The 25,650-nt window shown below is 41.9% G+C and carries 25 protein-coding genes and 1 other RNA gene; 11 read left to right on the top strand and 15 right to left on the bottom strand.

All coding sequences use genetic code 11. The features are described from left to right. Positions 1-53: 53 nt before the first annotated feature. Positions 54-3,323, bottom strand: coding sequence for a LysM peptidoglycan-binding domain-containing protein (locus VF675_RS09390; protein ID WP_440205132.1), 3,270 nt, complete (start codon positions 3,321-3,323; stop codon positions 54-56). A gap of 212 nt (positions 3,324-3,535) precedes the next feature. Between VF675_RS09390 and dnaQ the strand changes: the two genes are divergently transcribed. The 3 genes from dnaQ (at position 3,536) to nudC (ending at position 7,613) form a co-directional block, all read left to right on the top strand. Beyond that, positions 3,536-5,068, top strand: coding sequence for a DNA polymerase III subunit epsilon (dnaQ, locus tag VF675_RS09385; protein WP_440205131.1), 1,533 nt, complete (start codon positions 3,536-3,538; stop codon positions 5,066-5,068). Between the two features lie 128 nt (positions 5,069-5,196). Then, on the top strand, positions 5,197-6,840 hold the full coding sequence (locus VF675_RS09380; protein ID WP_440205130.1) for a chemotaxis protein: 1,644 nt from the start codon (positions 5,197-5,199) through the stop codon (positions 6,838-6,840). Next, entirely contained in the window at positions 6,840-7,613 is a 774-nt protein-coding gene (gene nudC, locus VF675_RS09375; RefSeq protein WP_096902169.1) for an NAD(+) diphosphatase, read from the top strand. Before VF675_RS09380 ends, nudC begins: the two co-directional genes overlap by 1 nt. Positions 7,614-7,707: 94 nt before the next feature. On the opposite strand, the gene VF675_RS09370 is transcribed toward nudC, so the two are convergent. The 3 genes from VF675_RS09370 to VF675_RS09360 all read right to left on the bottom strand — a co-directional run bounded on the left by VF675_RS09370 (position 7,708) and on the right by VF675_RS09360 (position 9,801). Beyond that, entirely contained in the window at positions 7,708-8,595 is an 888-nt protein-coding gene (locus tag VF675_RS09370) for an alpha/beta hydrolase (protein WP_179994766.1), read from the bottom strand. Next, the gene (locus VF675_RS09365) at positions 8,585-9,262 is read right to left on the bottom strand and encodes a BON domain-containing protein (RefSeq protein WP_004972649.1); all 678 of its coding nucleotides are present in this window, start codon (positions 9,260-9,262) and stop codon (positions 8,585-8,587) included. The genes VF675_RS09370 and VF675_RS09365 overlap by 11 nt, the downstream gene beginning before the upstream one ends. Positions 9,263-9,372: 110 nt before the next feature. Next, positions 9,373-9,801 carry a YraN family protein gene (locus VF675_RS09360; protein WP_004972647.1) on the bottom strand — a complete coding sequence of 143 codons (429 nt, stop codon included), beginning with the start codon at positions 9,799-9,801 and terminating at the stop codon, positions 9,373-9,375. A gap of 205 nt (positions 9,802-10,006) precedes the next feature. Here VF675_RS09360 and rsmI point away from each other — a divergent pair, with 205 nt between their 5' ends. Continuing rightward, positions 10,007-10,849 carry a 16S rRNA (cytidine(1402)-2'-O)-methyltransferase gene (gene rsmI, locus VF675_RS09355; RefSeq protein WP_178319212.1) on the top strand — a complete coding sequence of 281 codons (843 nt, stop codon included), beginning with the start codon at positions 10,007-10,009 and terminating at the stop codon, positions 10,847-10,849. A gap of 191 nt (positions 10,850-11,040) precedes the next feature. Here the strand turns inward: rsmI and VF675_RS09350 are convergent, their stop codons facing one another. From VF675_RS09350 to ubiH, 3 genes are all read right to left on the bottom strand, one after another. Continuing rightward, complete coding sequence (locus VF675_RS09350; protein ID WP_440205129.1) at positions 11,041-11,289, bottom strand: hypothetical protein; 249 nt, start codon at positions 11,287-11,289, stop codon at positions 11,041-11,043. Positions 11,290-11,464: 175 nt separating this feature from the next. Further along, the gene (locus VF675_RS09345) at positions 11,465-12,715 is read right to left on the bottom strand and encodes an FAD-dependent monooxygenase (protein ID WP_440205128.1); all 1,251 of its coding nucleotides are present in this window, start codon (positions 12,713-12,715) and stop codon (positions 11,465-11,467) included. Continuing rightward, a complete protein-coding gene (gene ubiH / locus VF675_RS09340) occupies positions 12,712-13,920 on the bottom strand; it encodes a 2-octaprenyl-6-methoxyphenyl hydroxylase (protein WP_179990342.1) in 1,209 nt (402 codons plus the stop codon). The genes VF675_RS09345 and ubiH overlap by 4 nt, the downstream gene beginning before the upstream one ends. A gap of 372 nt (positions 13,921-14,292) precedes the next feature. Here ubiH and VF675_RS09335 point away from each other — a divergent pair, with 372 nt between their 5' ends. Together VF675_RS09335 and VF675_RS09330 are read left to right on the top strand one after the other, a co-directional pair. After that, positions 14,293-14,538, top strand: a complete 246-nt coding sequence (locus VF675_RS09335; RefSeq protein WP_004970507.1) for a type II toxin-antitoxin system RelB/DinJ family antitoxin — start codon at positions 14,293-14,295, stop codon at positions 14,536-14,538. Then, the gene (locus VF675_RS09330) at positions 14,528-14,821 is read left to right on the top strand and encodes a type II toxin-antitoxin system RelE family toxin (protein ID WP_131261747.1); all 294 of its coding nucleotides are present in this window, start codon (positions 14,528-14,530) and stop codon (positions 14,819-14,821) included. The genes VF675_RS09335 and VF675_RS09330 overlap by 11 nt, the downstream gene beginning before the upstream one ends. Before the next feature lie 79 nt (positions 14,822-14,900). Here the strand turns inward: VF675_RS09330 and pepP are convergent, their stop codons facing one another. Together pepP and VF675_RS09320 are read right to left on the bottom strand one after the other, a co-directional pair. Then, positions 14,901-16,235 (bottom strand): Xaa-Pro aminopeptidase, encoded by a 1,335-nt coding sequence (gene pepP / locus VF675_RS09325; RefSeq protein WP_440205127.1) that lies wholly within the window; start codon positions 16,233-16,235, stop codon positions 14,901-14,903. A gap of 96 nt (positions 16,236-16,331) precedes the next feature. After that, complete coding sequence (locus VF675_RS09320) at positions 16,332-16,970, bottom strand: UPF0149 family protein (protein WP_004970514.1); 639 nt, start codon at positions 16,968-16,970, stop codon at positions 16,332-16,334. 64 nt (positions 16,971-17,034) lie between these two features. Between VF675_RS09320 and VF675_RS09315 the strand changes: the two genes are divergently transcribed. The 3 genes from VF675_RS09315 (at position 17,035) to ssrS (ending at position 18,165) form a co-directional block, all read left to right on the top strand. After that, positions 17,035-17,586 (top strand): hypothetical protein, encoded by a 552-nt coding sequence (locus VF675_RS09315; RefSeq protein ID WP_154320487.1) that lies wholly within the window; start codon positions 17,035-17,037, stop codon positions 17,584-17,586. 1 nt (position 17,587) lies between these two features. Continuing rightward, complete coding sequence (locus tag VF675_RS09310; RefSeq protein WP_004970518.1) at positions 17,588-17,872, top strand: cell division protein ZapA; 285 nt, start codon at positions 17,588-17,590, stop codon at positions 17,870-17,872. Between the two features lie 110 nt (positions 17,873-17,982). After that, positions 17,983-18,165: non-coding RNA, 6S RNA (gene ssrS, locus VF675_RS09305), on the top strand. Positions 18,166-18,212: 47 nt separating this feature from the next. On the opposite strand, the gene VF675_RS09300 is transcribed toward ssrS, so the two are convergent. The 6 genes from VF675_RS09300 to VF675_RS09275 all read right to left on the bottom strand — a co-directional run bounded on the left by VF675_RS09300 (position 18,213) and on the right by VF675_RS09275 (position 22,349). Then, the gene (locus tag VF675_RS09300; protein WP_004970519.1) at positions 18,213-18,614 is read right to left on the bottom strand and encodes a helix-turn-helix domain-containing protein; all 402 of its coding nucleotides are present in this window, start codon (positions 18,612-18,614) and stop codon (positions 18,213-18,215) included. A gap of 1 nt (position 18,615) precedes the next feature. Continuing rightward, positions 18,616-18,906, bottom strand: coding sequence for a type II toxin-antitoxin system HigB family toxin (locus tag VF675_RS09295; protein ID WP_019836372.1), 291 nt, complete (start codon positions 18,904-18,906; stop codon positions 18,616-18,618). Between the two features lie 71 nt (positions 18,907-18,977). Next, positions 18,978-19,472 (bottom strand): flavin reductase, encoded by a 495-nt coding sequence (locus VF675_RS09290; RefSeq protein ID WP_004970523.1) that lies wholly within the window; start codon positions 19,470-19,472, stop codon positions 18,978-18,980. Between the two features lie 122 nt (positions 19,473-19,594). Next, complete coding sequence (locus VF675_RS09285) at positions 19,595-20,623, bottom strand: methionine synthase (protein WP_004970525.1); 1,029 nt, start codon at positions 20,621-20,623, stop codon at positions 19,595-19,597. 26 nt (positions 20,624-20,649) lie between these two features. Beyond that, positions 20,650-21,651 carry a putative oxygenase MesX gene (locus VF675_RS09280; protein ID WP_440205126.1) on the bottom strand — a complete coding sequence of 334 codons (1,002 nt, stop codon included), beginning with the start codon at positions 21,649-21,651 and terminating at the stop codon, positions 20,650-20,652. Between the two features lie 503 nt (positions 21,652-22,154). Continuing rightward, the gene (locus VF675_RS09275; protein ID WP_004970528.1) at positions 22,155-22,349 is read right to left on the bottom strand and encodes a heavy-metal-associated domain-containing protein; all 195 of its coding nucleotides are present in this window, start codon (positions 22,347-22,349) and stop codon (positions 22,155-22,157) included. A gap of 149 nt (positions 22,350-22,498) precedes the next feature. Here VF675_RS09275 and VF675_RS09270 point away from each other — a divergent pair, with 149 nt between their 5' ends. Both VF675_RS09270 and cueR read left to right on the top strand, forming a co-directional pair. Beyond that, on the top strand, positions 22,499-24,970 hold the full coding sequence (locus VF675_RS09270) for a heavy metal translocating P-type ATPase (RefSeq protein ID WP_004970530.1): 2,472 nt from the start codon (positions 22,499-22,501) through the stop codon (positions 24,968-24,970). Between the two features lie 59 nt (positions 24,971-25,029). Continuing rightward, entirely contained in the window at positions 25,030-25,422 is a 393-nt protein-coding gene (gene cueR, locus VF675_RS09265; protein WP_004970532.1) for a Cu(I)-responsive transcriptional regulator, read from the top strand. The last annotated feature ends 228 nt before the right edge of the window (positions 25,423-25,650 follow it).

Genomic DNA, 25,650 nt, shown 5'->3' with positions numbered 1-25,650 from the left:
TGTGCAGTATTCCTGAGGATGCCGTCAAAACATGACATCCTCAGGATTAAACTTTACAGATTCGGGACTTTAATCACATCGCCAATACGCAATTGAGCATTTGGCTGCATATCATTTAAATCTGCCAATGCTTTGGTGTCGATGCCATAACGACTGGATAAGCCAATCAGCGTATCCCCACGTTTCACTTTATATTCAGTTACGGTTTTGGGAACTTGAATATTTTGTCCAATGCGTAAACCTGAACGTGGCGTTAAGTTATTTAAACTCGCCAATTCTGCAACCGACACACCCACACGGCTGGCAATCGAATTTAAAGACTCACCACTTTTAACGGTATAAGTTTCGGTGGCTTTACTACTGCTGCTTTTCGCAGCACTTACGACCTCTGTTTTTACTTCATTTTTTGCAGCGCTGGCATCGACTTTTAAGCGTTGTCCAATGCGGACATTGGCAGTACGTGAAAGATCATTCAGCTCTGCCAAATAATTCAATTGCAATTTATATTGGCGCGCAATACTGCTTAAAGTTTCCCCTGCTTTGACCACGTGAATATCATTGGTGGTTTCAGCCACCGCTTCAACTTGGGCTTTTTTCTCAGGAACATCCCCCGTGAGTTTAAGAATTTGTCCTGCTCTTAAACCACTGTTACGGCTTAGATTGTTTAAGTCTGCAATATAGTCTTGGCTGAGATTATATTTTGTCGAAATCGCCGATAAGGTATCGCCACGTTGTACCGTATAACGCTCAGGCACATTGACACCTGCAGGCACTTTGAGGGTTTGACCAATGCGCACACCGCTTTGCGTGCTTATATTATTTAAACTGGCGAGCTCTGCCAAAGAAATTTTGGCTTGGTTGGCAATGCTCGATAAAGTATCACCACGCTGTACTTGGTAGTTTTCAGTCGGATAGTTTGGCTCTGCTGCTTTTGTTTCTGACTTACTGGCTTCAGCTTTGCTCGCTTCCGTTTTTTGTGCAGTCACTTCATTTACAGGCACATTAATGCGTTGCCCAACCAATAAGCTACTGTTCGCGTTTAAACCTGGAGTTAAATCAGCCAATTCCTGATTTGACAAGGCATAACGGTCTGCAATCAGTTTTAAGTATTCGCCACGCTTCACTACGTAAGTTTTGGTTGCGATTTTTGCAGCCTGTTCTGCGGCTTTTTTGTCGGCTTCTGCTTTGGCTTTAGATGCAGCCGTTTCTTTTAAACTTAGACGCTGCCCTACAAATAAGCCACTGGTGGTGCTTAAGTTATTAAAATCTGCCAATTGTTTTACAGTTAAACCAAACTGACTGGCGACACCTGTTAAGGTATCATTGGCTTGCACCACGTATTGCTCAGGCATGGTTTTTGGCTTAGCAGGCTCTGCCTGTACTTGTGGCTTGGCGTCGTATAAATAAATACTGGTGCCCACATACAAAGTTGCATCTGGAGCAATTTGGTTCCACTTGGCAATATCACGCCAGTTCAAGCCATTTTTCATGGCAATACTGGCCAAGGTGTCCCCCGCTAACACGGTGTACGTGGTACGTTTGCCTTTTGGTGGTACGACCACCACTTCAGACTCCGTACGCACATAATTCTTACCTTGGTTACGCTTTGCTTCTTCTGAATCTAGGCGCGTATTTTCTGCCACACTTTTCGGGTAAGCAAAACCTTTGGTTAATTCTTTACCTTGCTGCTCTGCAACAGACAGACTGGTCTGAATAGCGGTCAGCTTAATTTTTCCATCGTATGGATCAACAATTTCAGTGCCTTGAGGCGCAATTTGTTTTAACTCAGCCACAAGTTGTTCTTGTTCTGCTTTAGAAGCCACAGGCTGCAACACTTCTTCTACAGTTTTATTGCTACCTTCTGCCTGCACTGCTGCAAGAATTTGCTCACGCTCAGTATTGGAAATTGGTGGTTCAATCCGCACAGGCTGAATATTGGCAGCAGGTGTAACAGCAACAGGAATACGCGGCGCACTTGGAATATCGCTACCCGCAGCAAATGCTGCCAAAGCGTCCGAACCTTGTGGCGTACGTGACAAACGTGTAGGCGTAGTCGTTGCTGGTTTTGAAACACTGGCTGTAGTCGATGCTGTGCTTGGTGTAGTGGTAGTTGTGACTGCCGTAGAGGCAGCAGGCTTGCCTGTAGTCGTTCTGGTTGTTGTACTGGTCGTTAACGCAGGTGGCTCAGATTTAGATGGTGTAATGGTCACACCAGAAGATGAAAACGATGGTGTGTTGCTGCTATTGCTTGCCCATAAACCGCCACCACCTTGTAGTTTTTTCAATCGTGCATCGACTGTTGGGCTTAAATCTGCAGGAATCAAAATACGCATTGGACTTTGGGTGTCAATCCGATCCCCACGATGTCCAGGGTTAAGCGAATACAGTTCGGCACGGCTGAGACCGGTAATATTGGCCACATCATTTAAATTCACCGCGCCCACATTAATTTCACGGAAGTGTGGACGGTTGGCAATTGGGGGTAAAGACACGCCATAAGCATGCGGGCTTTTAATAATTTGTGCTACCGCCAAGAAACGCGGCACATAGTTCATGGTTTCTTGCGGCAGTTTTAAAGACCAATAATCGGTTGGTAAACCTGCAGCTTTATTGCGGTTAATGGCTTGTTGAATACGACCCGGGCCTGCGTTATAAGCCGCCAATGCCAATTCCCAAGAACCAAACTGATTATACAAACTGCCCAAAAACTCATAGGCAGCACGAGTCGACTCCACGACATCTCGGCGACCATCGTACATCGAAGTTTGTTTTAAGCCGTAAATACGCCCTGTACTTGGAATGAACTGCCATAAACCTGCGGCAGCTGCGCTACTGGTTGCTGCAGGGTCATAGGAACTTTCAATCACAGGTAACAACGCCAATTCAGTTGGCATACCACGACGTTCAGCTTCTTTAACCGTGTGATACAAATAACGTGACGCACGCGCACTTAAACGATCCAAATACGGTTGACGTGAAATAAACCAGCCTCGCTGCGCTTCAATACGTGGGTTCCAATGGTTTAAATCCATTTTGAAACCAACGGTCATACGCTTCCAGACATCACCGTGTTTTAAAATTAATAAACGGTCACCTTCTACCGCGCGCATATCGGTTGCAGAGAGTAAATCTTCCAGACCATCTAAAGTACTGGCATCTAAATAACCCGAACCGACCTGACTTGAAGTGAGTGGCTTGCTCGCACCCTGCGTCGAGCTACAGCCAGTCATCAAGCCAAGGGCAGCCAATGCTGAACCTAAAACTGTAATTTTTAAAAATGAAGGTAAAGTCGGCTGCCACATGCGCGTGGTTGGTTTATACATAAAAAAATCCAAACAACTCGTATATAAATTATTTTTTAGACTTGCCATTGTAGTAGAGCTAGACAACGACACAAGGCATTAATTTAGCGCGTTTCGTCTATAAATGTTACAAGAAATTAAAAAATAGACAGGATTTACACGTCTAAACCGAATTTGCGATATACAATAGCTTTTCATTTTGATTTATTTTGCACAACCTGCGGATCTGATTTATGTCTCAAACAATCACTTTATATGTTGATGGTGCTTGTCGTGGTAATCCTGGCTTGGGTGGCTGGGGTGCGTATATTGTTTCCGAACAAGAAGAACATAAATTATATGGTGGCGAAGCTCAAACCACCAATAACCGTATGGAATTGACTGCAGCGATTGAAGGCATTTTATTTTGCCCAATGGATGCCAAGCTGATTATTTGGACTGACTCCAATTACGTCAAACAAGGCATTACCGAGTGGATTCACGGCTGGAAAAAGAAAAACTGGAAAGATGTCAAAAACCCTGACCTTTGGCAAAAATTAGATGCCACCTGTCAAGGGCGTGAAATTGAATGGCACTGGATTAAAGGTCATGCAGGACATGTAGGCAATGAAATGGCAGATCAGCTTGCCAATTTAGGTGCAGATCAAATTCAGAAAACCTTAACTACAAATACGGCTAAACACATTCGCCCTGCGCTCGAGCTTACCCCAAATGATAAAAAAAAAGCGGAATCTGATTGGTTGCTCGACGATCCTTTCGGTTTTGACTTGATCGAAGAAGATGTAGAAATTGAAACAAGTACGCTGCATCGTCCTGTAGAAATCGACGTACACAACAATCATCAGGTCAAGGTCGATCTTGAAATAATGCAGACGCCAACCACACGCCTAGCCACAGAAACAGAAACAGAAACAGAAACAGAAACAGAAACAGAAACAGAAACAGAAACAGAAACAGAAACAGAAACAACAATTGAAACTGCAATCAATGCCGTTGAAGCCGATACAGCAGCAGTAAATGATCTTTCCAATCATCCACACATTGTGATTACCCCTGCCACGCTAAGCTTACATGGTCCACGCCAATTGATTCTAGATACTGAAACCACAGGTTTTTACTATCAAGATGGTGACCGAATTATTGAAGTCGGTGCGCTGGAAATGATTAACCGTAAACTCACGGGCAGTTCCATCCACATTTATATTCAGCCTGAAAAACTGGTCGGTGAATCAGAAAACATTCACGGTATTTCAGATGAGTTCTTAAAAGACAAACCCAAGTTTGCCGAAATTGCCGATGTGCTATATCAATATCTTAAAGGTGCAGAAATTATTGCGCACAACGCCACCTTCGATATGAACTTCTTAGATATGGAGTTCAGTCGTGCGGGGTTGGGCAATTTGTCCGAAGTATGCGAAGTGACCGACTCACTGCTCATGGCAAAAAGTAAGCATCCTGGGCAAAAAAACTCACTCGATGCGCTCGTCAGACGCTATGAAATTCCTGCGCGTGACCGTACGTTCCACGGCGCATTACTAGATGCTGAAATTCTAGCCGATGTTTACTTGGCAATGACTGGCGGACAAGTCGCCTTTGATATGGATGCTCTGTCTGCAAGCGAAGAACAGCAACGTCAAAGTGATCGTTTAAGCATTGATATTGATCTTGCTGTGATTCTGCCATCAGAAGAAGAATTGGCTGCACATGAGAATTGGGTCAAACAATTTGAAGAAAAACACGGTAAACCTTGCTTTTTTGCCAAATAAAATCTACGAGTTTTGTAATTTTATGTATTTAAAGATTTGCCAGTTCAGTTATAGTTAAAGCAAATAGGACTTTGTGTATTTTGCAAAGAACCAACAAACAGATAAAACACTAGGAAAGGTGCAGATCCATGTCTTACCAAACCTCTATACATTTTGATCCAACTGCCTTACTGATAATAAAAAATGAGGTTGATAATTCTATCAAACTGGTTGAATCCGCAGTAAGCACCTTAGCAGAAGATCAAACTTTGCCTTTTGGGATTGATGATGCACTGAATCAGTTTGAACAGTGTGCTCAGGTTTTAGCCTTAATTGATATGGAAAGCTTGGCAAAAATTGCGCAATACTCAGCAGAGCTGATGCGTAAAATTATGGGGAATCCAAGCAATATCAACACGCTGGAAGTCATTGCACTTAGCGAAGGCACCACCATGCTCAAGCGTTATATTGAGTTTATTTGCCTACGTGAAGTTAAAATTCCACAATTCCTACTCGACACTTTAAACCGTTTAGAATTGGCATTGGGTAAACCATTGACTCAGGAAGGTCAGCATATTGAAACTTTATTGGACTGCATCACTCCAAGTTTCCAATTGCCGCAAGTGCCTTCTTTAGAAAAGTCGGCTTATGTGCATCGCTTATATAAACTGTCATTACATAACCTGCTCAAGCAAGAAGAATCTGCCATGGATCTTCAAGCGATTAAACTGGTAGGAACGTATTTGGCAGGTTTGGCAGAACAACATCCGAGTCAGCAATATTGGGGCTTAGTACACGTTGCCTTTAACCATATTGATAACTTGTTGTTGAATGAGCCACGTTTGCGTACTTTTATTAGTATTGAGCACAATATGCGTCAATACTTTGCTACGCCAGAAAGCTTTACCGCCAGCTTGTCTGATCTTGCGAATGTGTTGAGCCTGTGTATTAGTCAAGAAGATGAAATTTCTCAACATATTCGCAGTCAAATGAATATTGGTGAAGACTTACTCACCGACATGCAGCTCCAAGTATTCAGCCGTCATTTATATGGTCCAGATTTTGACACCATGCATACCATTAGCGATTTGGTCACCACAGAAATGACACAAATTCGCAATGATATTGAATACAACTATCAAAACATGAGTCCTGAAAAAACGCTGGAATTACAAGGCAAATTAACAGAGTTAGCAAACTTGTTTAAAGTCTTGAACTTAAATGAAGCGCATTTGGACTTAGAACGCCAAGCTGAATCATTAAGCCGTCCTGAATTACTCAAAGATGAAAACTTTGCCCAGCAATTAATGAACGTGATTTTATCGGCCATGAACTCAATCGGTGTGCTTGAACGTCACCACACCTCTAGCCGTTTGCAGTTACGTGTGAATAATATGAACATTTCGCTAGATCGTTTAGATGAAGCACACGAAGCCTTGCTGACTGAAACCAAGTTACTGATTGACTTAATCACGCAAACACTGACACAGCACCTACAAACTCAAAGTGTTGCAGATTTAGAGCATACTTCAGCGCAAATTCGTGAAGTTGCAGGGGCAATGTTGTTCTTGAATGCTGAAAGTGGTCAAAAAGCACTGAAAGTATCTGCAAATTTTGTGCATGCACAAGTTGAAGCAGGGCAAAACTTAACAGCTGAACAGGTCAACAATATCTTAGATACGCTTGCCAGTGCAGATATGCTGATTGACAATTTAAAGAACAAACAACCTGTTCTGCAAAGCATGTTTAAGGTAGCATTGGACAGTAGTGAAAAATTGAAAACTGTAGCCTAATGACTGAACTCTCACTTGCATATATTTTTCAGCAACAACAACTTTTGGTCGATGAAAACTTCCAATTACCACGTGTGGAAAAGTTGGCAAGTGATTTAAGTTTTAGCTCGGGTGATCAAGTGATTGCCCGAGATCTACTTGAAGATGAATCTATCCCTGAAGGCTTTCAACTGGTTCCAATCCGACAACTTTTACAAGTCTGGAACACCCAACAGTTTGAACAAGCTAGCCGTGCCATTCAGTTACTCGAATGGCGTCGCAATCATAAATTCTGCAGCCATTGCGGTCATAAAACCGAAGTCCATGCGACTCAATATGCCATGGTCTGCCCTGCTTGTGGCTATCACCAATATCCGCGCGTAAATCCATGTGTCATTACCGTGATTACTCGTGGTGAAGATGAAGTCTTATTGGCGCGTAATGCACGCAATAAACTGCCCATTTACGGTTTAATCGCAGGCTTTGTTGAAGTGGGTGAAACACTCGAAGAAGCAGTACGTCGTGAAACTTTTGAAGAAGTTGGCGTACAACTTAAAAATATTCAGTATCTTGCCAGCCAGCCGTGGCCTTTTCCAAGTAACTTAATGATCGCCTTTAAAGCTGAATATGCAGGCGGTGAAATTCAGTTACAGGAAGAAGAAATTCGTGATGCACAGTTCTTTAAGTTTGATCAACTGCCTGATATTCCATTTAAAGGCAGTATCGCCCATGCCATGATTATGCATGTGACCCAAGGCACGCCTGTGGCAGATGACACCAAAGCTTGGCTATAAGTCTAATTCGCAATCTTGCATTTAAAAAACCGTTGCACCCCATAAGCTGCAACGGTTTTTTTAATTACCATTTTCCACAGAAGATCAATCAACATCACGCATCTTTAAGTGCCTGATCTAAAGCACGCATAATTTGGCGTTTGGTCGCAAAGAAACGACTAAACAAACTCGACACCGATGCCATAACACTGACATGCCCTGTTTTTGGAATGACAATAATTTCACTATGATTGCCATATTTCTTTAATACGTGGTCGAAGTCTGTGGCATTACTTGCCCCCACAATTTGATCTTTTTCTGCCACCAATAAATAGTGTTTGACTGAATTCGGCTCCACAAAATAATACGGCATCACATCCTGATACGGCACCTCTTGATCAAAGGCATCGGCACATAGCGGATCATCCTTATAATCAAAATGATAAGGCCCTGCCAAACCAATAATCGCACGAATGTGATCTTTACAGCTTAAAGCATAGGGCTGGGGATGGTACAACAAGGACATCACATTAAATGCCCCAGCCGAATGTCCCATCAATACCACCTGTGCCGTAGAAATACCCAGTTTGTGTTGCTGCTGAGTCAAGTAATTCAGTGCAAGAGTTAAATCATCAATATAGGTGGGAAAAATATGCTGTGGCGCGAGTTGATAGTTCATCACCGCAACATCAAAGCCTTCTTTTGCAAAAGCTTCGCCCACAAAACGATAATCCTGCTTATCGCCACGTGACCATGCCCCACCATGCACAAACACCATGAGTGGACACTGCGGGCGTGGTGTTGTAGTGCGGTACAAATCCAGACGATGTCGCGCACGTAAACCATAAGCAATATTGCTTTGAACGGTATAACCCTGACGTGGGGTTAAACGGTTCAGCGCATAGCTGCCCAAACTATACAGGCGAAATTCTTCATAAATACGTTTCGCCTGTTCTAAAGTTTTATTCAGTTGTTTAAACCAGTGTCCCACATTATTGAACATGTGTCGGTTCAACCTGATCTGGGTCAATCGCGACTGGCGTTTGTGTTTCTGGAGCAACCATTGGGCTGACAAAGTTCGCATTGTTGCTCGGTTGTAGCTCAATATTATCAATCAGGGTAATAATTTTAGTGACATTGCCCACTTGTTGTAGCACTTGGTTTAAATCCTGCAATTCTGCATTGTTTAAACGTCCCATCACATACAACACACCATCTTCGGTATGAATACGCACTTTGCTGTCTGACACCACAGGTGCTTTCATAATCAAACCACGGGTATTTGCAGTAACCGTGGTGTCCTGCATAATGGTGCTATAGCTGATTTGATTACCCACTGTAATATAATTGTGGATGGTTTTTACATCACTCATGGCACGCACATTGTCTTCTGCCAACTGTTTTAAATGCGCGTCAGGCACTTGCCCTGTCAACAACACATTGCCATGAAAACTTTCTATATTGACACGTGATTGTTTAAAACGTGAATCCAGTTTATATAAATTAATTTTTGCAGTACGTTCAATAGAGTTATCTATAAACACTTGCCCAAGTGAGCGTGCACCACTTTCTGTACCCACTGGCGCAGTGCCTGTGCCACTTGAAATAAAACTTGCACAACCCGATAAACTTGCTACACACAGCAAGGTCACTGCAATACGCTTGAACACTCAGCAAGACTCCTATTATTTTCTTTCAATTCTGGCTTGTGCTGTGCATTTCATCCTTAGATTTGCACGATCAACAATACACCGACTGATGCTTTTGCTTTAAATTTCACTCAAAGATTAATCAAGTCTGCATCAAAAGTAAAAGCATTTTCAATCCATTGCAAATCATACGGGAATTTGGAAAAGTCTTGCTGTACTGTTTTTGCAAATTGCTGAGAAAAATCAAAGCAAATCACATCAAAACGACAATAATATTCTGAATAGTGTGGATATTCTGTTAAAAACTGCATGGCGGTTTTCATAATTTTACGCTGCTTAGATGCAGACACCACTTCGTAGGCTTTGCCATAGCCAGTTTGCGAACGCGCTTTAACTTCTACAAAAATCAGTTGTTCTGCTTGAATAAAAATACCATCTATTTCACCAAAAACACTGTGATAATTCTGCTCCAGCATACGCCAACCGTGTTGATGTAAATATTGCCAAGCCGTCTGCTCTGCCCATGTGCCAATGCTTTGCTGCAGTGTTTTTTGATTCATGCTATATCCGATTTTTTTTATTTTGTTATGGTGCGCAATCGTAGTATTCGCTGAAGTGCGATGACGCGAGTTTCACACGTCAGACTGCAATTCAGGTAGAATAAGCGCTTGGTCTGTAACTTGTATCAGACGCAAGCCAATACTGCTGTTGTTTCGTGTTCCATCATTTTTATTTTAGTTTGCTATTTCCCACGGAGAAAACTCAATGAGTGCCCAGTTATTTGTTGTTGCTACCCCAATTGGTCACTTAGATGATATGAGCTACCGTGCAATTGATGTGCTCAAATCGGTCAGCCTAATTGCCGCTGAAGATACCCGCACCTCTGCACAATTAATGAAACATTTTAATATTTCAACTCCGCTTACAGCCTGCCATGAACACAACGAAAGCAACAAGATTGATATTTTAGTCCAAAAATTACTCAATGGCGAAGACATGGCGCTCATTAGCGATGCAGGTACACCACTGATTAGCGACCCAGGTTTTAAACTGGTTCGTGCAGCACAAGCCAATGGTATTCGTGTGATTCCTGTGCCGGGTGCATGTGCAGCCATTGCAGCGCTCAGTGCGGTTGGCTTACCAAGTGATCGCTTTAGTTTTCAGGGATTTCTCGCTTCTAAACAGTCACAGCGATTACAACAACTAGAAAAGCTAAAAGATGAAACCCAAACCCTGATTTTTTATGAAGCACCACATCGAATTTTAGATTCAGTCAAAGATATGGCTGCCGTGTTTGGTGCAGATCGCCCTGTTGGCTTTGCCCGTGAAATCACCAAAACCTTTGAAACCATTAAAAAAATGACTTTAGGTGAATTGGCTGAATTTATCGCAGCAGATCATCATCAACAAAAAGGTGAAATTGTATTGGTGGTGGGGGGAGCGAGCGAAGAAAAAGACATGGAACAAGAAAAATTAGATCAATTATTGCAGCGTTTGTTGCAAGATTTATCGGTAAAAGCAGCATCACAATTGGCGGCTGATCTAACAGGGATTAAAAAGAAAATTGCCTATCAACGTGCGTTGGAATTAAGCCAAGCAGCTGAATAAGCCGATTGAGCAATAACAGTGATGACGATCATCGCGCATAAAAAAAGCATCACCCTTTATACAAGGTGATGCTTTTTTATCTTGAAGTGATAAACATTAGAGCAGCCTGCATAGTAAGCATCCCGCCCTAACTCACTCAACAGTTCAACGAATAAATTCAATCAACAAGTTCAGCAAGCACGTTCAACAGATTAGTCGCGCGCAGACTCATCTGGTGGCACTTCGGTAATTTTTCCGCCACGCGCCAAGAATGCAGCCACTTCATCTTCCAATGCCTGACGCTGTTTTAGTTTGGCAGTTACAGTGAGAGTTTCTGCTTCTGCAAGATCACCATCTACAGCACCTTCTTCTGATTCTGCTGCACCTTTTTCAGCCGCTTTCGCTTCATCTTCGTCTACAGTTGAATCTTCTACATCATCGTAATCGTTAATGTCCGTCATCTTAATCTCCCCACAAATGACTTCAATTTAGTCCAAGTGAAAACTGGTTATGAATTACGATGAAATTTAGCAATCTCTTGGCCTTTCGCATAGAGTCTAGATTAAAAAAACGTATCTTTTTTAACCAAATTCGTAATCAGGTATGTATGACCGTACAAAAAACGACTGTTTTGCTTTAAACCGCGTAGCGTGTGTCTTTAAGCAGGCTTAATCCACTGGCTTGTGACATAAAGGCATCTTTTAACGCAGGCAGCTGCTCCACCTGTTTTAAACCAAAGTTACGTGCCCACACCACAGGGAATAAAGTGGTGGTTTCCATCCAGCCAATCGCAGACATACTATGCATCATGGCATCATTTTGTCCTTTACGACGATGCTCGTAACGCTTTAAAGTTTGCTCATGCGCCCAAACACCACGTTTGAAATCATGCAACAACACATCGCACAGTACGGCTGCATCGAGACAACCAATATTCACACCTTGCCCTGCAAGCGGATGAATTACATGCGCGGCATCACCAATAAGTGCCAAACCATCTTGCACATAATGCTGCGCTGCACGTGCTTTCAGTGGGAAAATAGCACGTGGGGTTGCCTCTAAGACTTCCCCAAGCATGTGATGACTTTCACGAGTCAAAAGTTGGGTAAAGTCGTCATCATTCAGTTTGGCATATTCTTCGGCATAGTCATCAGGCAAAGTCCAAACAATCGACTGCCAATGCCCTTCCTGCTCGGCGTGTAAACTTGCCATCGGTAAATAGGCCAAAGGACCAGTTTCTAAGAAAATTTGACGTGCAACATGCTGATGCGGCTGCGCAGTACGAATTGCACAGGTTAGACCTGCCTGACGATAATCCAACACATCAAAATCAATAAAGGCTTGTTCGCGCACAAAGGAGTTAGCACCATCTGCGCCAATGACTAGCTTAGTCTGTAATTGTGTACCATCGGCCAAATAAATGTGCCAAACGCCAACACCACGCTCTAAACGGGTCACTTTGACTTGCGTTCGATAATCTTGCACTTGTTGCAACATTTGCTGCTGAATCGCTAGATTTAAAATGCTTGGCTCGACCATTGAACCCAGAGCCTGCTCAATAGCGGGTGTACGTTCGTTACTTGCCCCAAAGTTAATTTCGCCATAGCCATTTTTATTCCAAACCTGCATGCCGCTATACGGCATATGTCGCGCCAGTTTAGACCAGACATTGACTGTTTTTAACAGGTGGATGGTGGCCTGACTTAAAGCCAATACACGCGGATTGGCAACTGCAAGGGTTTTCTCTGCATCTAAAATAGGTGCGGCATCTAAAACTGTAGCCTGCACACCCCCTTGTGCCAATAAAAGTGCAGTTAAGCCTCCCACCAAGCCGCCACCAATAATGACGACATCTAACACTTGCGTTTGTTGATTTGCTGTGATCATGCTTTTAACCCCATGGCATAATTGGCGACCAAAGGTTTAATGCCTGGAATGGTATCAAACGCGACTAAGCCTGTATTACGCATAAATTTCAGGATTGGGTTTTGATTGCTAAATCCACGTACCACGCTGTCACAGAATTTAATGACTCGCTGTTGATCTTTCAAACGCGATTGTTCATAGTCACGCAGCATTGCAGCATCGCCTAAATCTGCTGACTGTGCCGCCTGTTCGGTGAGATAACGCAATAATACGTAAGCATCTCGCATACACAAGTTAAAGCCCTGCCCTGCGACTGGGTGAATGGTATGCGCTGCATTACCCATCAGTACAACGCGACCAACCGCCTGTTTTTCTGCCAGAACTTGTGACAATGGAAAACTAAAACGACGTCCTGTTTTTTCAAACTTCCCTGCACGATCACCATAGGCTTGTTGCAAGGCATTTAAAAAGTGTTGATCATTTTCATCGCCCATCCATTCATGTTCTGTCCCTTTTGGCACAGGCCACACCACGGAACGGCGATATTCACCTGGCAGGGGCAGCAACGCCAAAGGCCCTAAGTGACTAAAACGCTCAAAACCCACATGCGCATGCGGCTTGGAGGTTTGCACTGTGGTCACAATCGCTACTTGGTCATAATCATGTTCCGATGCACCAATGCCCAAGGCTTTACGACAGAAAGAATCACGACCATCGGCAGCAATCAGTAGTTTGGCAGCAAGCTGTAATTGTTCCTGACCACGTACGGCTTCAATATAGGCAAAATCTGTATCTTGTTTAAGACTGGTGACCTGCACACCATCAATCAATTCAATCAAAGGTTGTTTACGCACTTCGGTCAGTAACACCCGACCTAACCATGCATTTTCAATCACCTGACCAAAGCTTTCGACTTTTTCTTGTTCGGCCAATAAACGTGCCTTGCCAAAACTACCTTGTTCGGTAATTTGAACTTCTAAAATAGGCGTAGCATGTTCTTGCAAGGCATCCCATAAACCTAGCTCTTGGTAAATTTGTACGCTGCGACGCGACAAGGCACTGTTACGTGCATCAAAACTGGAATGATACGGCGCAAGGTTAGCATCGTCATAATTGGGGTATTGAATCGCTTCTAGCAACTTTACTGCTATGTTTGACTTAGCCAACATCAAGGCTAAGCTTAGCCCGACCATACCACCGCCTACAATGATCACTTCTTGTTGCATGCCTTGATCCTTTTTATGAGGTATTCGACTTCAAAAGATTCAATCGAAATACGTATAATCTGTAATGGATTTTATCTTACCGCAAAGTCATTTATTTTTATAATGAATTAGTGTTGAAGCTATGGAAGATGATTAGACTTCTTGCAAATGTCCGATTCAAACTATAATTATTAATCCCCCATCTTCTTGCTCCGAGCCATGCATGACACAAGAGAAGATATATTCCATACTTAGTACTATTGATGGCTGATGATCAATTTTGAAATAAGCTCAACGATAAAAATGATCTCACATAATGGTTATTATACAAACTATCTTTGTAATGCATATTGCATTACAATATTTCCATACATTCAATAACTGAGAGAAGTGATGGCTACTGTTAATTTCAGGGTCGATGAAGCCCTTAAAGAAAAATCTTATTCAATCCTTAAAGAACAAGGTATCTCACCTACCGATTTCTTTACCAATATTCTTGAATATGTGGCAACGACTGGAAAGCTTCCAGTACAGAAAGCCTTACTTTCAGAAGAAGATGCTGAACTATTAGCACTTGTCCGTAAACGCATGAATGATCCTAAAGAGATGTTTGAGGAAGTCACATTAGATGACTTATAAGCTTTTACGTCACAAGGACTTCACTGCAGAATGGGAAAAGCTTCCGAGTGCTATTCGCGACCAATTCAAGAAAAAACTAGCCAAAGTCATTGAGCAACCTCATATTCCAAAGAACATGCTTAAAGGTGATCTTGCTGGCTGCTATAAAATCAAATTATTAAAAGCGGGCGTCCGACTTATTTATCAGGTCAAAGATGATCAGGTCGTTATTTTGCTCATTACCGTTGGAAAGCGTGCTGATAGTATTGTTTATAATGAAGCAAAAAAGCGGATAAAAGACTAAAAATTATTTACATACTCAAAATTTACACGCGCTTTCTAATAAAAAAGCTGATCATCTGACCAGCTTTGATTAAGTTCAATTAAGCAAATTTGGCTTTCGCCATCAATGCTTCAATCTCTTCCACGGTTTTCACCACTTTTGAAGTCAGATTCAATGGCCCATTCGCAGTCGCCACAATATCATCTTCAATACGAATGCCTATGCCACGCCATTGAGCATCTACCGTTTCATCATCTGGCGCAATGTAAAGACCTGGCTCAACGGTCACCACCATACCTTCCTCATAAACACGCCAGTCTTCACCATGTTTATAGCTGCCGACATCATGCACATCCATACCCAGCCAATGCCCCGTACCGTGCATATAAAACTGACGATAACTTTCTGAAGCAATAATTTCTTCTAAATTGCCCTGCATAATGCCTAGATCAAGCAAACCTTGCACCAAAATACGCACCGCAACATGGTGTGGCTCTTTATAAGAGTTACCAATTTGCACAGCTTCAATTGCAGCAATTTGCGCATCCAATACAATGTTATACAGTGCTTTTTGTTCTGGACTGAATTGACCATTCACGGGAAAAGTACGGGTAATATCTGAGGCATAGCACTGATATTCACAGGCAGCATCAATCAGGACTAAATCGCCATCTTTAAGCACTTTATCATTTTCGACATAATGCAAAATGCAGGCATTTTCACCACCACCAACAATACTGTTATAGGCAGGTACGCAGCCATTTTTACCAAAAATATAATTCAGTTCAGCTTCTAGCTCATATTCCATCATGCCTACTTTTACTGTTTGCATAGCACGAATATGCGCTTCTGCACTAATATTTGAGGCAATTTGCATCAACTCCAATTCAGACTCAGTTTTATGCAAACGCATTTCATCCAGCAAACGATCTAACTGAACAATTTTAGCAGGTGCAGTATTGCCTTGACGATGTTGTGCATCGGCTTGTTGGTTCCATGCCGCAACACGTACATCAAATTCAGTCTGCTGCCCTAAACGATAATACAACGTGTCTTTATTGACAATTTTGGCGATGATTTCTGCATCTAATTGCGCAATTTCAAAAGACTCATCTGCCTCAAACAACTCAATTGCGCCTTCTAGCCCTGCACGATAACCATTCCAGATTTCCATTTCACGGTTACGTTCACGGCAGAACAACGTGTAGGTATAACCTTCATCAATTGATTCATAGGTTTCAATCACCGCAACTGCTTCAGGTTCGGCAAAACCTGTTAAATAGAAAAAACTGCTGTCGGCACGATATTTATAATCTGCATCACGATTACGCATTGCCACAGGACTGGTTGCAATAATTGCGACACTATTAGGCCCCATCAGTTCTGCAAGTTGATCACGACGTTCTTTAAATTCGACTTGAGTCAGTTTTTTCATAAATACTGTCTACATATATAAAATGATGAAAATATGATTGTTGTAATGACTTAAAGCACCTTACACCGACATACTTAGGCACCACACAACGCCCGATTAACTCGGACGGTGTGGCGTAAACATTTCAACAACAGCACTTGCGTTTTGTGTGGTTTGTGCAGTTTGTTGACGCGACTTAGCATGTAAGTTTTGCAATAAAGAGCTTTCTTCTACTGGTACTTTTTTACGCCCAACAGATAAACTCACAGGAATCAAACGTACAAATTCATACAATTCCTGATAGCTTTCTTCGCCTTCTTCGTCATTGTCTGAATCTTCAAATTCAACCGCAGCAACATCTTGTAAATGCTCAATCAGTTCGATTTCATCTGAACGAATATGCCCAGAAGCCAAACCAAAACCAAGCACAACGCCTGCACACCAATCTGCCAAAGCTTGCACACGTTCTTGTAAAAGATGTTCATCATCTGGCAATAACGGCAGATAATCTAACTCATCTTCAGACAAAGCATGTGCGACATCTTCCGATTCATCGGTTAAAAGTGACAGTGCGGCTGGCTCTAATTCTGGCACATTGAGGGTTTCTAAAATCTGCTGCCACTCGGTTTCAGTTGGTGCATTTGTCACACAAACTATACCTGTCAGCAAGCCATGTAACTCACTTGGGCTTGAAATTTCTTCAATGTTAGAAAAATTGCGGAACCATTCCGACCAACCTGAAATATCGTCTTGCATTCGTTTATCCAATCTCTATACTTCGTATATATTACCTTTGTTTGCAATACTGTGCGACCACGATATGTTAGAAGAATTACAGCGTCTACAAGCGTATATTGGTGTTTTAAAAACACGAATTAATCATTATGAAAGTGAAAATGCCGCCCTCAGCACAGCCAAGCAAACTGCTGAGGAACAGCATCATGCTCAAATTGTTCAAAGAAACGGCATCATTACTGCCAAGCAAGATGAAATTGAGAATCTGACTGAGCAATTAAGCAGCACGCAAGCGCAATTACAGCAGTTAAATCAAGATGCGACAGCATTGGCAGATCGTTACAGTCGTTTGGAAAAAAGCTGTACTGATTTGAAAAACCGCTTTCAGGAAATTTTGGCTGAACGCAATGAATTACGCATTTTAAAAGAAAAAATGCTGAATGATCAGCGTTTAAATCAGCACGAAATTCAGACACTCAAACAAGAACGTGAAAGATTGTTACAAAAAAATGAGCATGCAAAAGCCAAAGTGGAAGCCATTATTCAGCGTCTTGCAATTTTAGGTACAGCTCAAGATCATCATGCGCAAGAAATTCAACAACTTGCCCACCCTGCCGAAGTGAGTGAGGAAGGTTAATATGTCAGTTCAAATTCCAATTGATTTACGTGTTTTAGGACATAGTTTCCGTTTAGCCACAACTGAAGAAAAAAGAGAAGATTTAGAGCGTGCGGCACAATTATTGAATGAACGCTATGATGAGTTTCGTCGTAAAGCGCCCAATATGGAACCGAGCAAACTGATTATTGTGGTGGCTTTAGAGTTGATGCAAGAGGTTCTTTCTATGAATAAATCTTTGCAGCATTATGAGCATTGTGAGCGTTTACTCAGCACCATTTTGCAAGAAGTTGAAGCCCTTACTTAAGTGGTGTTTTTTTGACTTAAGTTTGCATAAAGGCTATGCAAACAAGCTCTATCTTTATAGTTAATTCGTGAACATGAGTTGCCAAGCAACTGAGATGGGTTATACTAATTCTAACTCTGAGGTGTTCGCCAGCGAGTCTATATCCCTGCCGATACTTTAATCTTAGGATTGTGTTCTGCATATTTAGAGCGTATGCCCATCTCGTATGGGAAACCCAGCAAGTATGCGTCGCGTCCGCCTTGAACTTTTTCGGGTTCAGGGTAACGACATGCAGCGGCATCTTCGGAGCTATTTATTTTTAAATATCTAAAAATAAAATGTCTAAAAAATATAAAATCGTTTAGAAAAATGTATCAGCAGAAACCTTAAACCGCTCAGACAGCGCTTTAATATGACGAATATTCAACTGGCGTTTGCCGCTTAAAATCTCCGAAATCACAGATTGAGTTGCAACCTCTGCCAAGTCAGATTGACCTAATCCATGTTGCGCCATCAAAAAAGCTAAAGCAGCACGACCATCTCCATGAGGAATAGGCAGGTGTTCATTTTCATAAACAGAAACCAAGTCACCGAGTTGATGAATCAGCCCCATTAAAGGATGCGTTTCATCATCACCAACAATATCTAAAAGCTCATCTAAAGCCTCGACAAGTGCATGAAAATCTTTTTCATTTTCTGGTTTACTCAGCAAAGGAGCAACGTAGTGCCAGTGATCTACAGCCTGTTTAATCATTGCGTTCATACTAATCCTCCTTCCAATGACCTTTGTCATATTCTTTATGGGATAACACATGACGAATATACACACGCTTTGCCTGATACATCACAACAGCAATAAGTCGAATCTTATTCCCACCAATATCGAATACATGAAACTTTCCAACTTTATCAACTGCTGGAAATAACTGCTTCATTTCGGCAAAGTCTTTCGGATCATTTGCCTTAATAATTCGATACCAACCATCGAGTGCTGTTTCAGCCTGTGGCCACTTGTGCATTGCCTCTATAATTCTAGCGTGGGTGATCACATGCATAATATTTTATCGCATTTTGCTATAAATCAAGTATAAACTGATTATCGCATATTGCAATATTTTATAGCGAATTAAACAAACTCAGTTTCACCAACTTGATGATAGTGACGATTAAAATAAACCAACGCCTGATCTTGTTGATTTTTTTGAATGGCAACTATTGGGCAAATAAAAATAGTATGCGTCCCCACTTCTTGAATTTGCGAAATTTCACAATCAAAGCTGACCAATGCATTTTTTAATATAGGAGCGCCCGTTTCCAAAGCAGCCCATTCAGCCTGCTTAAAACGCTCATCGGAACTCAATTTTGATGAGGCAAATGCATTGGAAAGATGTTCTTGTTCTGCATTTAGCACATTCACACACAGCACTTTATTCTCTAAAAAACTGAGATGTGAACGCGATGATTTATTCATACACACCAATAATGTTGGCGGTGTATCTGTCACGCTACATACCGCAGATGCAGTAAAACCATGACGTCCTGCATCTCCCATTGTCGTCACTACATTGACTGCACTTGATAAGAAAGACATTGCATTTTTGAAGTCTGTTGCTTTAACCATCACCGTATTCCAACACTCAACTTTTTTAGAAAGTTCAAAGGATGCTTTTTGCCTGAAAAAGCATCCCTGATTCACTTAACTTAAATTCACTTGGCTTGAATTCACTTCGCCTGATCGAACGCTTAACTAGATAATTCTTGGCGAATAATCTTCGTACCAGCAGCCAAAGCCTGTAACTTGCCTCGTGCAACCTGACGACTCAATGGTGCCATTCCACAGTTAGTCGATGGGTACAACTTGTCAGCATCGACAAATTGCAATGCTTTGCGCAATGTATCTGCAACTTCATCGGCTGTTTCAATCGTATTCGTTGCAACATCAATCGCACCCACCATCACCTTTTTACCACGGATAAGTTCAAGCAAATCCATCGGAACACGTGAGTTGTGACATTCCAGTGAGATAATATCCAAATTAGACTGCTGTAGTTTTGGGAAAACTGCTTCGTATTGACGCCATTCTGAGCCGAGTGTTTTTTTCCAATCGGTATTGGCTTTAATGCCATAGCCATAGCAAATATGCACGGCTGTTTCACATTTCAAACCTTCTAACGCGCGCTCTAATGTTGCCACGCCCCAGTCATTCACCTCATCAAAAAACACATTAAACGCAGGTTCATCAAACTGGATGATATCCACGCCTGCTGCTTCAAGTTCACGCGCTTCCTGATTCAGGATTTTGGCAAATTCCCACGCCAGTTTTTCACGGCTCTTGTAGTGCGCATCGTATAAAGTATCAATCATGGTCATAGGACCAGGCAGCGCCCATTTGATGGGTTGATCTGTCAGTGAACGCAGGAATTTGGCATCTTCAACAAAGACTGGTTTTTGCCTAGAAACTGCACCCACCACAGAAGGGACACTGGCATCATAACGATCACGAATTTTGACTGTTTCACGTTTTTCAAAATCGACACCTTCAAGGTGTTCAATAAAGGTGGTGACAAAATGCTGACGGGTTTGCTCCCCATCACTCACAATATCAATCTCTGCTTGCTGTTGTTCATGCAGTGATAGACGTAGCGCATCTTGTTTTGCGTCCAGTAATTCTTGCCCTGTTAATTTCCAAGCTGACCAAAGCTTTTCAGGTTCTGCGAGCCACGAAGGTTTAGGTAAACTGCCAGCCGTTGAGGTCGGTAATAAAATAGCCATTTTGAATCTTCTATCTGTATTTTAAGTTAAGCAACACGTTCTTGATTGGCAGCATGCAGCGGCACGAACTTGGCAGCCCATTGTTCAAGAATATCTTGATAAGGCTTGATAAAGTTTTCTTCAGTCCATTTGCCCTGCTTGACTGCCAACTGACCTCGCTCAACACGGTCATATACAACTTGGGTTAATGAATAATCCTGATAATTCAAACTTGGCTGATAGACCTCGCCTGCAGGTGAGTTGGTGTTATAAATTTCAGGACGATAAATTTTCTGGAAACTTTCCATAGTACTGATGGCACTGATCAACTCAAAATCTGTGTAATCACGCAGTAAATCACCAGAAAAATAGAACGCAAGCGGTGCATTGCTATTTTCAGGTTTGAAGTAACGCACAGTTAAACCCATTTTTTCAAAGTAGTCATCGGTACGTGAATATTCATCATTTTTATATTCTGTGCCTAAGACAGGATGCACATTGGTCGTACGATAATAAGTTTTTGTGGTTGATACGCTCAGGCAAATCACAGGTTGTTTTTGAAACTCAGCTTGGAACACTACTGAACTGACCAAATGCTGATAAAGCTTGCCATGTAAATCACCAAAACTTTCAGGCTTTTCATTTACTTTGCAGCCTAATGCTGGCAAGACCACACTAAAATCATAATCACGAACATACGATGAAAAACTGTTGCCAATCATGCCTTCAATACGTTCATTTGTTTGATGATCTGTGATCGTACTTTTTAGCATTTCAATGAATGGAAAAGTTTTGCCATTTCCTTCAATATCAATTTCTGCAGAAATAATGTCGATTTCAAGCGAATAACGATCACCTTTTGGGTTATCGCAAGATGCCAGCGAGTTAAAACGATTATTGATCATCGCTAAAGTTCTGCGTAAATTTTCCTGACGGCTTTCACCACGCGCCAAATTTGCAAAATTGGTGGTTAAACGCGTGTTGTTAGCAGGTTCATAGTTTTCGTCAAAACGAATACGTTTAATTGAACAGGTGAATGGCTTTGTCATGATGATCTACTACCCAAATTTAAAAAGTTAAAATTTCTGAATGAGGGTATTTATACTGGAACGACAAAGTGAATAAAAATGATTTAACCTCAGTCCAAAGTGAATTTTATTCACCTTAATTTAAAATATGCAGCAAAACATCTAAAAATGATGGTTTTTCTGTTATCCCTTAAATTTAAAAATTAAAATAAATATTTCAATAACAACAAGTTAAAACCAAAAAATATTTTTATTCCGATAAATATTGAAGAGTATATTTTAGAGGACAGCACATAGTTCATTCAGTAGATTTCAGCCCTGAATGAATGAAACTCAGCTTGAAGTTAGAAAATCTCAGCTTCTGATTGGCTTGGTTTAGCATCTTCGTGATCAAAATGTATTCAGTTGGTCACATCAAAAAACAACGAGAAAAAATCGGCAGGCAAAAAAATAGGTCAATTCGTCAGTTGACCAATTGACCTTACGATAAGCTCACACATTGGAGCTTCTTAGATGATGCAGTTTTATTGAACTTGTGCAGGAAAATCATCTTCTGCCAATGCAGCCGTAATTTGATCTACAGTTGCAGTGCTTTCCACGGTCACAATTTTAGTCGCTAAATCGACTTCAACTTTTGCAGCAGGATCAACATCTTGAATGGTTGCCGTGACACCACGTGCACAACCGCCACAAGTCATATTTTCAATCAATAGTTTCATTGCGAACTCCACACTTCTGCCTTTGTTGAACTGTAGTTTAAAGCTTACCATGCTGGCAAGGTCAAGCCTATTTTGGGCTAAAATTTACTTGACCTTACCATCGTGTCAATCTATATGCTAAACACATCCTCCAAATTATAGAGACGACCATGGACGCAAAACACCCAAATGCCTCTCCCTATCAGGAAACTTTGTCTATAGAAGGCATGACCTGTGCCTCATGTGTCGGGCGTGTCGAAAAAGCCTTAAAAAAAGTCGATGGTGTAGAAAAAGCTGAAGTGAATCTTGCAACAGAAAAAGCACTGATTCACGCATCGCAACCTTTAGACCGTGCACTGCTCATTAAGGCAGTGCAACGTGCAGGTTTTGATGTAGCTGCCATTCAACCAATAGAACTGTCTATTGATGGCATGACCTGTGCCTCGTGTGTAGCACGTGTCGAAAAAGCCTTAAAGAAAGTGTCTGGTGTAGAACAAGCCAATGTCAATTTGGCGACTGAACGCGCATGGATTCAACCGAATGCCACAGTTTCTAGCCAAGACCTGATTCGAGCGATTCAAAAAGCAGGTTATGACGCCAAACTGCTACAACACGACTCTAACGAACAACACGATAAAAAGAATCTGGAACAGCAACAACTGAAACGTGATTTAGTAATTTCACTGATTTTAGCCTTGCCTGTATTTATTCTGGAAATGGGCTCACACATGATTCCCGCCTTTCACATGTGGGTGATGCACAATATTGGGCAACAACAAAGTTGGTTGATTCAATTTGCTTTAACCACATTGGTGCTGCTGTTACCAGGACGTCGTTTTTATCAAAAAGGGATTCCAGCGCTGTTACGTTTTGCGCCTGATATGAACTCTTTGGTGGCTGTGGGAACTTTGGCTGCATACAGTTTTTCATTGGTAGCGACATTTATGCCACAGCTTTTACCAGAAGGCACAGTGCATGTTTATTATGAAGCTGCGGCAGTGATTGTCAGTTTAATTTTGCTAGGGCGCTATTTCGAAGCCAAAGCCAAAGGTCGCACTTCACAAGCCATTCAGCATTTAATTGGTATGCAAGCCAAAACTGCGCGTATTCATCGAGATGGTCAAATCATTGAAGTACCTGTGGCAGAAGTCAGTTCCAATACCATTGTCGAAATCCGCCCGGGTGAACGTATTCCTGTAGATGGTGAAGTAGTCGAAGGTCATAGTTATATAGATGAATCGATGATTACAGGTGAACCTGTTCCTGTGGCAAAACAAGTGGGCAATCAAGTTGTAGGCGGTACCATCAACCAAAATGGCACACTAAATATTCGTGCTACTGCCATTGGTGAAGCTTCGGTGTTGGCGCAAATTATTCGTATGGTCGAACAAGCGCAAGGCTCTAAATTACCTATTCAAGCCTTGGTGGATAAAGTGACCATGTGGTTTGTACCTGCCGTGATGTTATTGGCTGCACTTACTTTTATTGTGTGGTTTATTTTTGGCCCAGAACCTACCCTAACCTTTGGTTTAGTCAATGCAGTCGCTGTTCTAATTATTGCCTGCCCATGTGCGATGGGTTTAGCCACACCGACTTCAATTATGGTGGGAACAGGTCGTGGCGCAGAAATGGGCGTGCTGTTTCGTAAAGGCGAAGCTTTGCAGCTTTTGCAAGATGTTAAAGTGGTCGCGGTGGATAAAACAGGAACGCTCACCGAAGGCAAACCAACATTAACCGATTTTCATGTGCAATCGGGTTTTGATGCAGATCAGGTCTTTGCACTTTTGGCATCGGTAGAAGCGAAGTCTGAGCATCCTATTGCATTAGCCATTGTGCAAGCCGCAACAAAAAAGCAAGTCAATTTACTGCCTGTGACCGAGTTTGACAGCATCACAGGTTCAGGTATTGAAGCAGGGGTGGATGGTCAGCGTATTCAGATTGGTGCAGACCGCTATATGCAGCAAATTGGGCTAGATGTTAGCGCTTTTAACGCAGAAGCTGCACGTTTAGGACAAGAAGGCAAAACACCCATTTATATGGCGATTGATCAACAACTGGCAGCCATTGTTGCCGTTGCAGACCCAATTAAAGACACGACTTTTGCTGCTATTGCGGCGTTGCATCAACTGGGTTTAAAAGTGGCGATGATTACGGGAGATAACCGACATACGGCTCAGGCAATTGCTGCACGTTTACAGATTGATCATGTGGTGGCCGAGGTTTTACCTGAAGGCAAGGTCGATGTTGTACGTGAATTACAACAGCAATTTGGACGTGTGGCTTTTGTGGGTGATGGTATTAATGATGCCCCTGCTTTGGCACAAGCCGATGTTGGAATTGCGATTGGTACAGGTACAGATGTTGCGATTGAAGCAGCCGAAGTTGTATTGATGTCGGGCAATTTACAAGGTGTGCCCAATGCAATTGCTTTGAGTAAAGCCACTATCCGCAATATTCGTCAAAATCTGTTTTGGGCATTTATTTATAATATTGCCTTGATTCCAATTGCTGCAGGCGTGCTATACCCGTTTGCAGGTATTTTGCTCTCGCCTATTTTTGCTGCGGGCGCGATGGCATTATCTTCAGTGTTTGTATTGGGTAATGCGCTCCGTTTAAAATATTTCCAAGCAGCACAGATTTAAATGCAACATACAAAAGGGTTTAGAAGATTGCTCTACGCCCTTTTTATGAGAGAAGTCACATGAATATTGGTCAAGCCTCTAAGCTATCGGGTATTTCCAGCAAAATGATTCGTTATTATGAGCAAATTGGTTTACTGGATACCGCCAAACGCTCTGCTTCGGGTTATCGGATTTATTCTGAGCAAGATTTAAAAACTTTGTCTTTTATTAAGCATGCACGGGATTTGGGGTTTTCTTCTGAGCAAATGAAAGAATTGCTAGGTTTATGGAAAAATGCTGACCGACAAAGTGCAGAAGTGAAGCAACTCACGCTTAAACATATTGAAACCTTAAAACAGAAGATTACGCAATTACAGGAAATGGCGAACTGGTTGCAAAGCTCTGCAGATCATTGCTCTGGCGATGAACAGGCAGATTGTGTGATTTTGAAAGATATTGAATTGGGGAAGTGATTTGGAATTAAGCTTCCCCCATTCAAACAAGACCTGACAGTTATCCACTTGTTAGAAACCATTGTTGTATCTGTCAGCTTAAATTTAACTTAGGAAATCTACATCCCTATCTTTTTAATACATAGCATAAAAAAACTCACACTTTGGGGAAGTGTGGGGGGAAACTTGGAATATCTGTTACTTTATGGGAGCGTATTATATAAACACAATTTGAATTGATAGATATTC

Origin of the sequence: Acinetobacter sp. Lyrl_1, from assembly GCF_051948795.1 — a bacterium.
GTDB lineage: Bacteria > Pseudomonadota > Gammaproteobacteria > Pseudomonadales > Moraxellaceae > Acinetobacter > Acinetobacter towneri.
Note: the sequence above shows the minus strand (reverse complement) of the source record. Positions and strands in the feature narration are given on the sequence as shown.

Bases quoted from the DNA above. Each gene is read 5' to 3' on its own strand.
- dnaQ (WP_440205131.1), top strand. From the start codon at position 3,536: ATGTCTCAAACAATCACTTTATATGTTGATGGTGCTTGTCGTGGTAAT.
- VF675_RS09290 (WP_004970523.1), bottom strand. From the start codon at position 19,472: ATGGTTAAAGCAACAGACTTCAAAAATGCAATGTCTTTCTTATCAAGT.
- cueR (WP_004970532.1), top strand. From the start codon at position 25,030: ATGAATATTGGTCAAGCCTCTAAGCTATCGGGTATTTCCAGCAAAATG.
- VF675_RS09310 (WP_004970518.1), top strand. From the start codon at position 17,588: ATGTCAGTTCAAATTCCAATTGATTTACGTGTTTTAGGACATAGTTTC.
- VF675_RS09270 (WP_004970530.1), top strand. From the start codon at position 22,499: ATGGACGCAAAACACCCAAATGCCTCTCCCTATCAGGAAACTTTGTCT.
- VF675_RS09275 (WP_004970528.1), bottom strand. From the start codon at position 22,349: ATGAAACTATTGATTGAAAATATGACTTGTGGCGGTTGTGCACGTGGT.
- ubiH (WP_179990342.1), bottom strand. From the start codon at position 13,920: ATGCAACAAGAAGTGATCATTGTAGGCGGTGGTATGGTCGGGCTAAGC.
- VF675_RS09350 (WP_440205129.1), bottom strand. From the start codon at position 11,289: ATGACGGACATTAACGATTACGATGATGTAGAAGATTCAACTGTAGAC.
- rsmI (WP_178319212.1), top strand. From the start codon at position 10,007: ATGAGTGCCCAGTTATTTGTTGTTGCTACCCCAATTGGTCACTTAGAT.
- pepP (WP_440205127.1), bottom strand. From the start codon at position 16,235: ATGAAAAAACTGACTCAAGTCGAATTTAAAGAACGTCGTGATCAACTT.
- VF675_RS09280 (WP_440205126.1), bottom strand. From the start codon at position 21,651: ATGACAAAGCCATTCACCTGTTCAATTAAACGTATTCGTTTTGACGAA.
- VF675_RS09300 (WP_004970519.1), bottom strand. From the start codon at position 18,614: ATGAACGCAATGATTAAACAGGCTGTAGATCACTGGCACTACGTTGCT.
- VF675_RS09315 (WP_154320487.1), top strand. From the start codon at position 17,035: ATGTTAGAAGAATTACAGCGTCTACAAGCGTATATTGGTGTTTTAAAA.
- VF675_RS09370 (WP_179994766.1), bottom strand. From the start codon at position 8,595: ATGTTCAATAATGTGGGACACTGGTTTAAACAACTGAATAAAACTTTA.
- VF675_RS09360 (WP_004972647.1), bottom strand. From the start codon at position 9,801: ATGAATCAAAAAACACTGCAGCAAAGCATTGGCACATGGGCAGAGCAG.
- VF675_RS09390 (WP_440205132.1), bottom strand. From the start codon at position 3,323: ATGTATAAACCAACCACGCGCATGTGGCAGCCGACTTTACCTTCATTT.
- VF675_RS09320 (WP_004970514.1), bottom strand. From the start codon at position 16,970: ATGCAAGACGATATTTCAGGTTGGTCGGAATGGTTCCGCAATTTTTCT.
- VF675_RS09345 (WP_440205128.1), bottom strand. From the start codon at position 12,715: ATGATCACAGCAAATCAACAAACGCAAGTGTTAGATGTCGTCATTATT.
- VF675_RS09285 (WP_004970525.1), bottom strand. From the start codon at position 20,623: ATGGCTATTTTATTACCGACCTCAACGGCTGGCAGTTTACCTAAACCT.
- VF675_RS09335 (WP_004970507.1), top strand. From the start codon at position 14,293: ATGGCTACTGTTAATTTCAGGGTCGATGAAGCCCTTAAAGAAAAATCT.
- VF675_RS09295 (WP_019836372.1), bottom strand. From the start codon at position 18,906: ATGCATGTGATCACCCACGCTAGAATTATAGAGGCAATGCACAAGTGG.
- VF675_RS09330 (WP_131261747.1), top strand. From the start codon at position 14,528: ATGACTTATAAGCTTTTACGTCACAAGGACTTCACTGCAGAATGGGAA.
- VF675_RS09380 (WP_440205130.1), top strand. From the start codon at position 5,197: ATGTCTTACCAAACCTCTATACATTTTGATCCAACTGCCTTACTGATA.
- nudC (WP_096902169.1), top strand. From the start codon at position 6,840: ATGACTGAACTCTCACTTGCATATATTTTTCAGCAACAACAACTTTTG.